Source organism: Streptomyces sp. NPDC050145 (assembly GCF_044460245.1).
Taxonomy (GTDB): Bacteria; Actinomycetota; Actinomycetes; order Streptomycetales; family Streptomycetaceae; genus Streptomyces.
Genome location: NZ_JBITJS010000009.1, coordinates 132,098 through 144,712 on the forward strand (window position 1 = coordinate 132,098; position 12,615 = coordinate 144,712).

The 12,615-nt window shown below is 73.5% G+C and carries 15 protein-coding genes; 10 read left to right on the forward strand and 5 right to left on the reverse strand.

Annotation, left to right across the window (positions count from 1 at the left end):
- Window position 1: 1 nt before the first annotated feature.
- Window positions 2–835, forward strand: a complete 834-nt coding sequence (locus ACIBTU_RS19490; RefSeq protein WP_399127506.1) for an endo alpha-1,4 polygalactosaminidase — start codon at window positions 2–4, stop codon at window positions 833–835.
- 12 nt (window positions 836–847) lie between these two features.
- A complete protein-coding gene (locus tag ACIBTU_RS19495; RefSeq protein ID WP_399127507.1) occupies window positions 848–1,156 on the forward strand; it encodes a hypothetical protein in 309 nt (102 codons plus the stop codon).
- Between the two features lie 27 nt (window positions 1,157–1,183).
- Here the strand turns inward: ACIBTU_RS19495 and ACIBTU_RS19500 are convergent, their stop codons facing one another.
- Complete coding sequence (locus ACIBTU_RS19500) at window positions 1,184–2,104, reverse strand: SDR family oxidoreductase (RefSeq protein ID WP_399127508.1); 921 nt, start codon at window positions 2,102–2,104, stop codon at window positions 1,184–1,186.
- A gap of 196 nt (window positions 2,105–2,300) precedes the next feature.
- Here ACIBTU_RS19500 and ACIBTU_RS19505 point away from each other — a divergent pair, with 196 nt between their 5' ends.
- A complete protein-coding gene (locus ACIBTU_RS19505) occupies window positions 2,301–2,867 on the forward strand; it encodes a rhodanese-like domain-containing protein (protein WP_399127509.1) in 567 nt (188 codons plus the stop codon).
- Entirely contained in the window at window positions 2,864–3,136 is a 273-nt protein-coding gene (locus ACIBTU_RS19510; RefSeq protein ID WP_188340563.1) for a metal-sensitive transcriptional regulator, read from the forward strand. The genes ACIBTU_RS19505 and ACIBTU_RS19510 overlap by 4 nt, the downstream gene beginning before the upstream one ends.
- Window positions 3,137–3,222: 86 nt before the next feature.
- Here the strand turns inward: ACIBTU_RS19510 and ACIBTU_RS19515 are convergent, their stop codons facing one another.
- Window positions 3,223–3,879, reverse strand: coding sequence for a maleylpyruvate isomerase N-terminal domain-containing protein (locus ACIBTU_RS19515; protein ID WP_399127510.1), 657 nt, complete (start codon window positions 3,877–3,879; stop codon window positions 3,223–3,225).
- 69 nt (window positions 3,880–3,948) lie between these two features.
- Here ACIBTU_RS19515 and ACIBTU_RS19520 point away from each other — a divergent pair, with 69 nt between their 5' ends.
- A complete protein-coding gene (locus tag ACIBTU_RS19520; protein ID WP_399127511.1) occupies window positions 3,949–4,470 on the forward strand; it encodes a GNAT family N-acetyltransferase in 522 nt (173 codons plus the stop codon).
- Window positions 4,467–4,937: a pyridoxamine 5'-phosphate oxidase family protein gene (locus tag ACIBTU_RS19525; protein WP_399127512.1), complete on the forward strand. Its 471-nt coding sequence runs from the start codon at window positions 4,467–4,469 to the stop codon at window positions 4,935–4,937. Before ACIBTU_RS19520 ends, ACIBTU_RS19525 begins: the two co-directional genes overlap by 4 nt.
- Before the next feature lie 92 nt (window positions 4,938–5,029).
- Here ACIBTU_RS19525 and ACIBTU_RS19530 read toward each other — a convergent pair whose 3' ends face one another.
- The 3 genes from ACIBTU_RS19530 to ACIBTU_RS19540 all read right to left on the reverse strand — a co-directional run bounded on the left by ACIBTU_RS19530 (window position 5,030) and on the right by ACIBTU_RS19540 (window position 8,248).
- Complete coding sequence (locus ACIBTU_RS19530; protein WP_399127513.1) at window positions 5,030–6,640, reverse strand: MDR family MFS transporter; 1,611 nt, start codon at window positions 6,638–6,640, stop codon at window positions 5,030–5,032.
- 92 nt (window positions 6,641–6,732) lie between these two features.
- Entirely contained in the window at window positions 6,733–7,371 is a 639-nt protein-coding gene (locus ACIBTU_RS19535) for a TetR/AcrR family transcriptional regulator (RefSeq protein WP_399127514.1), read from the reverse strand.
- Between the two features lie 82 nt (window positions 7,372–7,453).
- Window positions 7,454–8,248, reverse strand: coding sequence for a TetR/AcrR family transcriptional regulator (locus tag ACIBTU_RS19540; protein WP_399127515.1), 795 nt, complete (start codon window positions 8,246–8,248; stop codon window positions 7,454–7,456).
- Window positions 8,249–8,664: 416 nt separating this feature from the next.
- On the opposite strand from ACIBTU_RS19540, the gene ACIBTU_RS19545 reads away from it, so the two are divergent.
- Genes ACIBTU_RS19545 through ACIBTU_RS19560 form a run of 4 tightly spaced genes read left to right on the forward strand, consistent with a single transcriptional unit; the run spans window position 8,665 to window position 12,438 of the window.
- Window positions 8,665–9,045, forward strand: a complete 381-nt coding sequence (locus tag ACIBTU_RS19545) for a hypothetical protein (protein WP_399127516.1) — start codon at window positions 8,665–8,667, stop codon at window positions 9,043–9,045.
- A gap of 5 nt (window positions 9,046–9,050) precedes the next feature.
- Window positions 9,051–10,145 (forward strand): UDP-glucose 4-epimerase GalE, encoded by a 1,095-nt coding sequence (galE, locus tag ACIBTU_RS19550; RefSeq protein ID WP_399127517.1) that lies wholly within the window; start codon window positions 9,051–9,053, stop codon window positions 10,143–10,145.
- The gene (locus ACIBTU_RS19555) at window positions 10,136–11,464 is read left to right on the forward strand and encodes a UDP-glucose dehydrogenase family protein (RefSeq protein ID WP_399127518.1); all 1,329 of its coding nucleotides are present in this window, start codon (window positions 10,136–10,138) and stop codon (window positions 11,462–11,464) included. Before galE ends, ACIBTU_RS19555 begins: the two co-directional genes overlap by 10 nt.
- Window positions 11,461–12,438: an NAD-dependent epimerase/dehydratase family protein gene (locus ACIBTU_RS19560; protein WP_399127519.1), complete on the forward strand. Its 978-nt coding sequence runs from the start codon at window positions 11,461–11,463 to the stop codon at window positions 12,436–12,438. The genes ACIBTU_RS19555 and ACIBTU_RS19560 overlap by 4 nt, the downstream gene beginning before the upstream one ends.
- The last annotated feature ends 177 nt before the right edge of the window (window positions 12,439–12,615 follow it).

Below are 12,615 nucleotides of genomic sequence, written 5' to 3' on the forward strand. Positions count from 1 at the left end.
GGTGATCTTCGATGCGGCCGCCGCCCGCCTGCGCCGAACCCTCGTACCGGTCCTGGCCGCCGCCGCGCTGGCCGGGTGCTCCGCGAGGCCGGGCGCCCCCGACGCACCCGACGGCCGGGTCACGCGGCCTCCGGCCGGCGCCGGATTCGACTACCAGCTCGGCGGCCCGTACCCGCCGCCGGACGGGGTCCGGGTCGTGGCCCGCGACCGCACCGAGCGGCCGGTGCGCGGGCTCTACAACATCTGCTACGTCAACGCCTTCCAGGCCCAGCCCGACGCGACGCGGTGGTGGCGCCGCGAGCGTCCGGAGCTGCTGCTGCGGGACGCGGACGGACGGCTCGTCGTCGACGAGGACTGGGGCGAACCGCTGCTCGACATCTCGACGGCGGGCAAGCGGTCCTCGCTCGCCCAGATCGTCGGCCGCTGGATCGACGGCTGCGCCGACTCCGGCTACCAGGCCGTCGAGCCCGACAACCTCGACTCCTACACCCGCTCGAAGGGACTCCTGAAGAAGTCCGACGCGCTCGCCTTCGCGCGGCTGCTCGCCTCCCGCGCCCACGCGGCCGGGCTCGCCGTCGGCCAGAAGAACACCACCGAGCTGCTGCCCGAGGGCGCGCACGCCGGATTCGACTTCGCGGTGGCCGAGGAGTGCGCGCGCTACGACGAGTGCGGCGCGTACGCCGAGGCCTACGACGACCGGGTCTACGTGATCGAGTACCGGGCCCGGGACCTCGCGCGGGCCTGCGCACGCTGGGGCGGCCGGCTCTCGGTCGTGCTGCGCGACCGTGACGTACGGCCGGCCGGGACGAAGGGGTATGTGCGCCGCGCCTGTTGATCACGTCCGGCCGTGGACCGGCGGGCACGCGTCCTGCCGTACCGGGTGCGCGGCGCCCGCCGGACCACCAAGCTGGGGGGCATGGACGGACTCGACGGATACCCCTCAGTTGTCGTGCACGCCGCTCAGCCCGGCGGGCGGCGGGTCACCATCCGCGGCGAGGACGCGGGGCTCGCGCACTCGCTGGCCGACGTGGTGGAGTTCCTGCGCCGCGCAGGCCTGGAGGACGCGCCGCTGCACGACCCGGACTTCATCGAGTGGCGCGGCGGCGGTTCGGCGATCTGGCCCGCACACCTGGACGACCCCGACGGCGGGATCTGACCGGCGCCGCCACCGCCCCCACCGCCTCTACCGGTATCCGGTGACGTCGGCGGGCTTACCGGTGTCCTGGACCTCCACGAGATAGCGCCAGGCGTCCGGCCGGCTGCCGTCGAGGTCCGTGTGGCCGTAGACGGCGGCGAGGCCCCCGCTGGACTGCGAGGTGCCGTTGAACCGGGCGACGTCGGGGTCCGCGGCCAGCGCCGCGACGGCCCGGCCGGTGTAGCGCGGGGTCTCCGAGATCGCGAAGTGCGGCTGGGCGGGCAGCGCCTCGCGCCAGGTCTCCTCGGTGACGCCGAACGCGTCCAGCATGATCTCCGAGCGCATCCAGCCCGGGGTGAGCGCCAGGGCGGTGGCGCCGCGCGGGCCGAGTTCGTGGCCGAGCGCGAAGGCCATGCGCAGCACGGAGGTCTTCGCGAGGTCGTAGAAGAAGGAGTTGCGGTAGCGGGTTCCGTTGTACTCGGCCGTGCCGTCGGTGACCTCCACGACGAGGCCGCCGGGGTGGCGCAGCAGCAGCGGCAGCGCGTAGTGGCTGGTGATGGCGTGGGTCTCCACGGCGAGCCGGAGCAGGCGCAGCCCCTTGTCGAGGTCGTGCTCCCAGACGGGCACCTCCCAGCCGAAGAGGTGCTCGCCGCCCCAGATGTCGTTGACGAGGACGTCGAGCCGCCCCTCTTCCGCGGCGATCCGGTCGACGAGGGCGCGGACCTGGTCCTGCTCCAGATGGTCGGTGGGGACGGCGATGCCCCGGCCGCCCGCCTCGGTGACCAGGTCCGCCGTGTCCTCGATGGTCTCCGGACGGTCGTACTCGGAGCGGTGGGTGCGGGTGCTGCGGCCGGTGACGTAGACGGTGGCGCCCGCCGCGCCCAGCTCCACGGCGATGCCGCGGCCCGCGCCTCGGGTGGCGCCCGCGACGAGGCAGACCTTGCCGTGCAGCCCCTGGGGACGGCTCATGCTCACATCGACTCCTGTTCCCTGTGCCCGCACGCGTGCCGCGCAGGCGTTCTTCGTACGGTGTCGAGCTTTCCCGGGAATCCGGACATCCTCTGTCGGTGTTGATACGAACGATGCCTCGCCTCGATACCCCTTGGGGTATATCTGATACCCTCGGGGGTATCAGATGAGCCGCGCCGTCTCACTTGGGAGAAGCATGAGCGCCACCCTGGCCCCCGCCGAGCTGCACGCCCGGCCTGCCGACAGCACGCTGGTCGTCGACGTCCGCGCCCCCGGTGAGTTCGCCGCGGGCCATGTACCGGGTGCGATCAACGTGCCGGCGGAGCACCTCGACGACCTGCTCCCCGACCTGCGCGCCGCCGCGGAGCACCGCCACATCGTCGTCGTGTGCGCGGCGGGCCAGCGCTCGGCCGCGGCCTGCGCCAAGCTCGCGGACGCCGGGGTCGAGGCCGTGGGCCTCGCGGGTGGCACGCAGGCGTGGAGCGCCGACGGGCTGCCCGTGCACACGGTGGACCGGCCCGGCCGCTCCGTGTGGGCCATGGACCGCCAGGTCCGCTTCGCCGCGGGTTCGCTCGTGCTGCTGGGCCTCGCGCTCGGGCGCCGCGCCCCCAAGGTCCGGCTGCTCGCCGCCGGTGTCGCGTCGGGCCTCGTCTACTCGGGCGTGAGCAACACGTGCGGGATGGCCGTGATGCTCGGCAAGCTCCCCTTCAACCGCCCCGAGCCCGGCGCTCTCGACTCGGCCCGCGCGGCCCTGCGCGCATGAAGGGCACCGACAACCCCGAGGCGATGGACGCGGTCCTCAAGCGACTGCGCCGCGCCCAGGGCCAGTTGGCCGGGGTCATCGCGATGATCGAGGCGGGCCGGGACTGCAAGGACGTGGTGACCCAGCTGGCCGCCGTGTCCCGCGCCCTGGACCGCGCCGGCTTCAAGATCATCGCCTCCGGCATGCGGGACTGCATGAACGCGGCGGACGGCGAACAGCCCCCGCTCAGCGAGGAGGAGCTGGAGAAGCTCTTCCTCTCCCTGGCCTGAGCCCTGCTGGCTCGAGACCCGAGACCTGAGACGCCGGCTTTGCCGAGAGGGCCCGTACGACACCGTGCGGGCCCTTTCGCGTGCGGTCAGCCCAGGGCCATGGGGAGGCGGGAGGCGAGGGGGCCCAGGGCTGTGGATTCGAGCGGGGTCGGAGGGCGGCGGCCCGTGGTGACGAGGAGGGCCGCGCGATCGTCCAGGGACGAGGGCAACGGGGCCCCCACGATGCGTTCCAGGAGGGAGCGGGTCGCCGCGAGGGACTCCGGGGCGGGGCCGGGGACGTGCGGGAGGCGGGCTGTCAGGTCGAGGTGGTGCAGGGTCCATTCCAGGACGTAGGCGCCGAGGTAGTCGCGGGCCGTGAGCACCATGTCCTGGGTGCTCACGCGGGCGTCGGGGTCGGCGAGTTCGGCCGCCCGGCCCGCCGCCGAGCCCACGTCGTCCAGGTGGAAGGTGAGCAGGGCCGGGTCCTCGTACGCCGCGGCGAGCCGGACGGTCAGCGCGTCGAGCGGGTCGTCGCCGGTCGGCGGCTCCTCCCCCACGTGCCAGTAGGTCGCCGCGTCGGCCGTCGGCTCCGCGTCGGCCGGGGTGACGAGGGTGATCAGGACGTCCTGCGCGTCGATGACGAGATGGCAGACGAGGTCGCGGACCAGCCATCCGGCACAGCCCGACGGCCGGGCGAAGTCCTCGGGGGCGAGCCCCGCGACGGCGGAGCGCAGGTCGGACCATGAGCGCACGAAGAGTTCCACGCGGGCACGGTACCCGGCGCCGGGCGGGCAGCCGCGTGGTTCGATGCCCCGATGGAGTGGAGCGATCAGGTGAGCGGTCACGTAGTGGTGGACGCGCGGGACGACTCGGATCTCGCGGAGTGCGCCGAGGTGCTCGGCGCCGTGCACCGGGCGGACGGCTATCCGGTGAACTGGCCCGCCGATCCGGAGGGTTGGCTGCGGGTGGACGGAGCGGTCGGAGCGTGGGTGGCACGGCTCGACGGGCGGGTGGCCGGGCATGTCCTGCTGGCCCGGCCGAGGCCCGTTGACGTGGCGCCCCGTCTCGCGCCGCCGGAGCGGCCGACGTGTGTCGTGGGTCGGCTGTTCGTCGCACCGGCGGCGCGGGGGCGGCGGATCGGGGCGCGGTTGCTGGAGCGGGCGGCGCGCGAGGCGGCGCGGCGGGGCGGGGCGCGGGCCGTCCTGGACGTGGTGCCGCGGGACGTCGCCGCGGTCGCGCTGTACGAGCGGGCGGGCTGGACGTTTCTCGGCGCGGGGCAACAGGAGTGGGGGCCCGGCGAGTTGGTCGACGTACGGTGTTACGCGGCATCCCCGAAGAGCGAGGAAACCCCATGACCGAGACCGCGCCGCCCCGTTCGGCGAAGCAGCGCAAGCAGGACACGCTCCGGCGCCTCGAGGAGGACGTCGACGCGTGGGTGGCGACGGCGGGGCCGGAGGGCGGGGCGCCGTACATGATGCCGCTGTCGTTCCTGTGGCGGGACGGACGGCTGTACGTGTCGACCCGGGCCTCCAATCCCGTGGCCCGGAATCTCGTCGCCGGGGGCCAGGTCCATCTGGGCATCGGGCACACCCGGGATGTCGTGCACGTGGAGGGGGTCGCGGAGGCTCTGGGCGACGATGCGGTCGACGAGGAGCTGCGGCGGGAGTTCGCGGCGAAGACCGGCTTCGACCCGGGCGGGATCGAGGGGCAGCGGTATGTGTACTTCCGGGTGCGGCCCGTACGGATTCTGGCGTGGCGGGAGGTCGACGAGCTGGCGGAGCGTGAGCTGATGCGCGACGGCGCCTGGCTCGTGGCCGACTGACCCGCTGACCGGCTGAGACCGGCTGACCGGCTGACCGGCAGCGGGCCCCGGCGCTCCAGGAGCGCCGGGGCCCGCAGGCACGACAGGGAGGGTCAGGCGACCGGCGTCGGGGTCTGGGCGGCGTCGTCCGCGGGGGCGTTCTCCGCGTGCCAGTCGGCGGTGTCGGCCAGCGGCTTCTCCTTCAGGACGAAGGCGAGGACGAGACCGACGGCGAAGACGGGCACCAGGTACAGGAAGATCGGGACCAGCGCCTCCTGGTAGGAGTTGACGACCGTCTCCCGCAGATCCGCCGGCAGCGCCCGCACCAGCGCGGGCGTCAGCGAGTCGCTGTCCCCCACCTTGGCCGCGGCCTCCGGGGGAATGCTCGCGGCGAGCTGATCGGTGAGTCGGCTCGCGAACACCGCGCCGACGACGGCCGTGCCGAGCGTCGCCCCGATCTCCCGGAAGAAGTTGTTCGCCGAGGTGGCCGTGCCGACCTCGCTCGCCGGGAAGTCGTTCTGCACGGCGAGCACGAGCGTCTGCATCATCAGACCGACACCGGCGCCCGCGAGACCGACGTAGACGCAGACCAGCCAGACCGGGTCGGAGACGTCGAGGGTCGACATCAGGTAGGCGACGAGCATGATGATGACGGTGCCGACGATCGGGTAGATCTTGTACTTGCCGGTCTTGGACATGACGGCGCCGGACGGCAGCGCCGTGGCCATGATGCCGACGACCATGGGGATCAGCAGCAGTCCGGACTCCGTGGCGGACTTCCCGTAGACCATCTGCAGGTACGTGGGCATGTAGCCGACGATCGCGAACATGCCGAGGCCGATCACGATCATGCCGAGCAGGGTCGCCACGTTGAAGATCGGGCTGCGGAAGAGGTGGAGCGGGATGACCGGCTCCTTCGCGCGCTTCTCCGCGACGAAGAAGAGCACCCAGGCGAGGACCGCGCCGACGCCGAGCCCGATGACCAGCGGGTCGGACCACTCGTACTGGGTGCCGCCCCAGCTGGCGAACAGGACGGTGCAGGTGACGGCGGCGGCCATCAGGGCGGTGCCGAGGTAGTCGAGCGTGACCTGGACGGCCTTGCGCGGCAGCTTGATGGCGACGGCGGCGACGAAGAAGGCGAGGACGCCGAGCGGCAGGTTGATCCAGAACGCCCAGCGCCAGGAGTGCTCGTCGGTGAACCAGCCGCCGAGCAGCGGCCCGACGACGGAGGACAGGCCGAACACGGCGCCCATCGGGGCCATGTACTTGGCGCGCTCGCGCGGCGGCACCAGGTCGGCGATGATCGCCTGCGAGGTGATCATGAGGCCACCGCCGCCGAGGCCCTGGAGGGCGCGGCCCGCGATGAGCGTGCCCATGTTCTCGGCGAGGCCGCAGACCACGGAGCCGACCAGGAACAGGGCGATGCCGGTGAGGAAGATGTTCTTGCGGCCCATGAGGTCGCCGAGCTTGCCGTAGACGGGCATGCCGACGGTGGCCGCGAGGATGTACGCGGTGGTGATCCACGCCATGTGCTCGATGCCGTTGAGTTCACCGACGATGGTCGGCAGGGCGGTCGAGACGATGGTCTGGTCGAGGGCACCGAGCAGCATCGTCAGCATCAGCGCGGCGAAGATGAGGCCGAAGTTGGCCGGCTTGGCGATGCTCTCGTCGGCCGCCGCGGCGGCCGCCTCGTCGATGCCCTCGGGTGCGGGGGCGTGCGTCATTACGGGGTTCTCCGATGGATGAGGTCGTGCGGACGGCCCGCTCGAACGTCGAGGTGACCGCACAGGGGGAACCGATCACACGGGCGGGGCCGTTACTGCACGGCGGCCCGCCCGAACAGGGCGCGCAGCGCCGTGAACGCCTCGCGGACGGAGGCGGCCGGACCCGCGCTGTGGTCGCTCTGCTGCGACCACCGTTTGAGCCCGCTGCGGACGGTCGCCATGGCGAGCCCCGCGAGCAGTTCCGCGTCCGCGCCGTCGGCCGGGGTGCCGGTACGCAGGGCGATGACGCGGGCGAGATCGCGCTCCACGGCCTCGCACTGGGCGAGGAACGTGGCGAGCACCGAGGGCACGCCCTCGGCGATCCGCAGGATGTCCTCCAGCTCCCGGGGGCTGGGGGCCGCCTCCTGGAGATGGTCGGCGAGCACGTCGCCGAGGTCGCGCAGCACGGCGTCGGTGTCCTGGCCCGTGCCCTCGGCGAAGCGGTCGGCGAGGGGGGCGGGCAGGGCGCCGGGCAGGGCGAAGAGCGCGGCTTCCTTGCTGGGGAAGTAGTTGAAGAAGGTGCGGGGCGAGACCCCGACCTCGGTGCTGATCATCTCGACCGTGACCTTCGCGAACCCCAGCTCGCGCACCAGGCGCAGGGTCGCGGCGTGCAGGTCGGCGCTCGTCTTGCGGCGTCGGCGTGCGCGCAGCCCCTCGGCGGGGGCGCTGGGCCGGGGGTCGGTCGTGGTCACGGCCGAGATTCTTGCACACCGTGCAAACTTGCGGTCACTGCACCCCCGGGCCCAGGTCCGCCCCCTCTGGCCCCACCAGCCCCTACGACCCCTCTGACCCCTCCGACTCCCCCTGCTCCTCGGACCTCTCCGGCCCTTCCGACCCCTCCGGCTCCTCCCTCGCCAACCGGCGCAGCAGCGCGTCGAGCCCGGTGCTCAGCTGATCCTCGCCGTCCCGCTCGGCCATGAGGGGGGCGAGCTCGCGCAGCCGGGGCAGTTCGCGGGCCGGCAGCCGGTGGAGTCCGAGGCGGTACGCGGGGTCGGGCTCGTCGGGGTCCGCGTCCATGGCGCGGAGTTCGACGATGAGCGAGCCGAGCAGCCAGGCGGTGAAGGCGCGGTGCAGCCGGACCGCCTTCGCGCCGTCGAAGCCCGCGTCGACGAGCAGCGCGAGGATCCGCTCGTCGGCGCGCAGGACGGCGAGCGGGCGGGCGGCGAGCGGGGTGGAGAGCAGGCGGGTGGCGAGCAGCGGAACGACGTTCGGGTGGCGCAGGGCGACGGCGTGGGCGGCGCGGGCGATCCGGTCGAGCTCGGCGCGCCAGCCGCGCCGGGCGGGTGCGACGTCGAGCCCCGCCTCCAGTTCGCCGAAGAAGGCCTCGACGAGTCCGTCCAGGAGGGCGCCCTTGCCGTCGGCGTAGCGGTACAGGGCCATGGCCTCCACGCCCAGTTCGGCACCGAGCCCGCGCATGCTCAGGCCCTCCAGCCCGTCCCGGTCGACGACCTCCAGGGCGGCGGCGAGCACCCGCTCCCGGTTCAGGCGGCCGTACTTGCCCCGGTCGGAGGCGCGGCGGGCGGGGGCGTCGCCGCTGCCGTCCGAGGTTCGTGCGGAGCTCTCCGGCATCGCTCGTTCCTTTCGCCCGGTCCCCACTTGACGCAGCTCCACCATAGGCGCAAAGTCATACATATACGCCGTAAGCATACGGCGTCTGCATCCATCGCAGGAGCGTACGGCCATGACGTACCGCGAGCCGCTTCCCGCCATCTCCCCGGCAGGGGATGTGTGCGGGCGGGCGCCGCACCCGTCGCACCTCTCCGGTGGAATTGCCGTGCGGGTGGCTCCCGACGGCCCCTTCTCCGGGCGGCCGCACCGGCTCGCTCCTCCCTCACCTCCCCGGCCCGTCGGCCTGGTTCTTCGCCACGGCTCCGCGGCCGCACCACGTGAACCCGTCGCTCGCGATTCCCTCGCTGCCGGTCGCGTTCGTCGTCACGCGGGCGCCCTCGGAGCCGTGGCCTTCCCCACTCAGCGCCCTGGAGGCGATGCCCGCGCACAGCGACGGACTCGCCCCGATGCGCATCGGCTCGCACCACGCCGTGCGCACCGGCCCCCTGCCGCTGCGCCACGCGCCGCTCGTTCCCGCGGGCCCGGCCGGCGCCGTACGCCAGACGCCGCCGCCCCGGCAGGGCGCCTCGGTCTCCGCGCACGGCGAACCGGCGAGCCCCGCCGTCGGCCGCGTCTGCGCCTGCGTCTTCCTGCTCCTGCTGCCGGGCGCGACGTACGCGCCGGCGGCGATCGCCGTGCCGCTGCGGACCCTGCTCGCCACCGCACGCGTCCCCCTTCCGACAGCGATCCCGGCGGCGACCGTCGCGACCGGCGTCGTCCCCCACCCGGCCTGCAGGGCCGCCGTCCCCGGCTGGTGAGCTCCGTGTCCGAACGCCCCAGCGCCCCCTCCACCGTCCTCGTCACGGGCGGCGCCGGCTTCATCGGCAGCCACGCCTGTGTCGAACTCCTCGACCACGGCTACGAGGTGATCGTCGTCGACGACTACTCCAACAGCAGCCCGCGCGTGTTCGCACGGGTCGAGCGGATCGCCGGCCGCTTCGTCGGCGCCGTGTACGAGCTGGACATCCGTGATCGGCGCGCCCTCTCGGCCGTATTCGACCGTCACCCAGTGGACGCCGTCGTGCACTTTGCCGCGCACAAGGCCGTGGGCGAGTCGACACGGATGCCCGTCACCTACTACGACGTCAACGTCGGCGGGACCACGGCCCTGCTCCACGTCATGGCCGAACACGGCGTGCGCAGCCTGGTGTTCGCCTCCGCCGGCTCGGTGTACGGAGAGGCGGGAGCGGCCCCCCTCGTCGAGGACACCCCGCACCGGCCGAACAATCCGTACGCGTCCTCGAAGGCCCTGTGCGAGGCGGTCCTCACCGACGTCTGCCGCACCGACCCGCGCTGGACGGTGCTGTGCCTGCGCTACTTCAACCCGGCGGGCGCGCACCCCAGCGGTCTGCTCGGCGAGGACCCGCACGGCACCCCCGACAATCTCTTCCCCTACCTCGCCCAGATCGGCATCGGCAGACGGCCCCGGCTGCGGGTGTTCGGCGCCGACTGGCCGACCCCGGACGGCACCGCGATCCGCGACTACCTGCATGTGATGGACACCGTGGAGGCGCACCGGATCGCCCTCGACCAGCTGGCCGCCAGCTCCGGCATGACGGTGTTCAACCTCGGCCGGGGGCAGGGGAGTTCGGTCCTCGAGGTGCTCGCCGCCTTCGAGCGGGCGAGCGGACGCACCATCCCCCACGAGATCACGGAGCGCCGCGCGGGCGACGTGGCCGCGCTCGTGGCGGACCCGGGCGCGGTGGCGCGCGCCTGGGGCTGGCGCCCCACGCGGGACCTGGCCGACATGTGCCGGGACGCCTGGCGCTTCCAGCAGCTCAACCCCGACGGTCTCCAGGGTGAGCCACGGCGGCCGGGCACCACCACGCAGTACGAAGGAGCGGGACCATGCGGATGACGGTCATCGGCACGGGATACGTCGGCACGGTGCACGCGGCGTGCATGGCGGACATCGGGCACGAGGTGCTCGGCGTCGACGTCGACGCCGAGCGGGTCGCGTCCCTGACGGTCGGCCACGCCCCGCTGCACGAAGAAGGCCTCGACCCGCTGCTCGCGCGCGGCGTCGCGTCCGGCCGGCTCCTGTTCTCCACGTCGCTCGCCGAGGCGGCACGCTTCGCCGACCTGCACTTCGTGTGCGTGGGCACGCCGCAGCGCCCCGACGGCGAGGGCTGCGACCTGCGCTTCGTCGACGCCGTGGTCGAGGAGCTCGGGCCGCCGCTGCGGCCGGGCTCCCTGGTCGTCGGCAAGTCGACGGTGCCGGTCGGCACGGCCGCCCGGATGCAGCGCCGCCTTGCCGAGCTCGCGCCGGACACGGAGGTGGCCTGGAACCCGGAGTTCCTCCGGGAGGGCGCCGCGGTGGCCGACACGATGCGTCCCGAGCGGCTGGTGCTCGGCACGTCCTCGGCCTGGGCGGACGAACTGCTGCGCGAGGTGTACGCGCCGATGGTGCGGGCCGGGGTTCCGGTGTTCTCCGCGGACCCGGCCACGGCCGAGCTCGTCAAGGTCGCCTCGAACGCCTTCCTCGCCACGAAGATCTCCTTCATCAACGCGATGGCCGAGGTGTGCGAGGCGGCCGGCGCCGACGTCACCGTCCTGGCCCGCGCGATGGGCGCGGACACCCGGATCGGGCCGCGCTTCCTGGAGCCGGGCCTCGGCTTCGGCGGCAGCTGCCTCCCCAAGGACATCCGCGGCTTCGCGGCCCGGGCCGAGGAGATCGGCGCCGGCCGCGCCGTCGCGTTCCTGCACGAGGTCGAACGGATCAACACCCGGCAGCGCACCCGCACCGTGGACCGGGCCCGCGCCCTGTTGGGCGGTGACTTCACCGGCCGCCGGATCGGCGTGCTCGGTGCCGCGTTCAAGCCCGGCAGCGACGACGTACGCGACTCGCCGGCCCTCACCGTCGCGGCGGCCGTCGCGGCGGAGGGCGCGACGGTCCGCGTCCACGACCCACAGGCCCTCGACAACGCCCGTTCGGTGCGCCCCGAACTGACGTACGTGCTGGACGTGCCGAAGGCATGCGAGGGCGCCGACCTGGTGCTGCATCTGACGCAGTGGCCGGAGTACCGCGTCCTGTCCCCCGCGGCCCTGGCCGCGGTCGTCCGCACCCCGCTGATCCTCGACGCCCGCAACTGCCTGGACGGGCGGGCGTGGGGTGCGGGCGGCTGGACGTTCCACGCACTCGGCCGTCCGGCACCGACCACCGGAGGTGTGTCATGAGAGTGGTGGTCACGGGAGGCGGCGGATTCCTCGGCTCCCATCTGTGCGAGGCCCTGGTGTACCGGGGCGACACCGTGTGGTGCCTGGACAACTTCTGTACCGGCGCCCCCAGCAACGTCACGCACCTGCTGCCCGAGCCGCGCTTCCGGCTCGTGTCCTGCGACGTGACCGAGCCGTTCGACGTGCCCGGCCCCGTGCACGCGGTGGCCCATCTGGCGAGCCCCGCCTCGCCGCCCGACTACCACCGGCTGCCCCTCGAGACGCTGTCGGTGGGCAGCCGGGGCACGGAGAACGCGCTGCAGTTCGCGCTGCGCCGCGGTGCCCGGTTCCTGCTGGCGTCGACGAGCGGGGCGTACGGCGACCCGGAGGTGCACCCACAGCCGGAGGACTACCGGGGTCATGTGAACCCGGTGGGTCCGCGCAGCGTCCACGACGAGGCGAAGCGGTACGCGGAGGCGCTGACGACGGCCTACCGCCGCTCGCTCGGCGCGAACACGGGCATCGTGCGGATCTTCAACACGTACGGTCCGCGGATGCGCCCGCACGACGGCCGAGTCGTCTCCACGTTCCTGCGCCAGGCCCTCACCGGACGCCCGCTCACCGTCTTCGGCGACGGCTCCCAGACCCGCGGCTTCTGCTACGTGGACGACCTGGTGCAGGGCCTGACGGCGATGCTCGACAGCTGCTCCGACGGCCCGGTGAACCTGGGCAACCCCGGTGAGTTCACGGTGTGGGAGCTGGCCGACCTGGTGCTGAAGGTGACGGGTTCGCCGTCGTCCGTCGAGTACCGGCCGCTGCCCGTGGACGATCCGTGCCGGCTCCACCCGGTCATCGACCGGGCGCGAGCGGATCTCGGCTGGAGCCCGACCGTCCCGCTTGAGGAGGGGCTGCGCCGCACGGTGGCGTGGTCCAGGTCCCGTGCGGCGGACGGGGCGGTGCCCACCGCCCGGGACCGCAGGCCCGTGCACGTGTGAGCGCGCCGCTCCGGGCTCGCCCGGAGCGGAGAACCGCGGGTCGGAGCGGTCGTGTCGCGCTGAGATGCACGTCGCGCCACGCCGTGCCTACGATCGACTCGGAGCGAGGCCCAGGATCTACTGCGTGAACGCGACCCGGTGTCCCCGACGCGGGGAGGCGTGTGTCCAGTGCTGCGA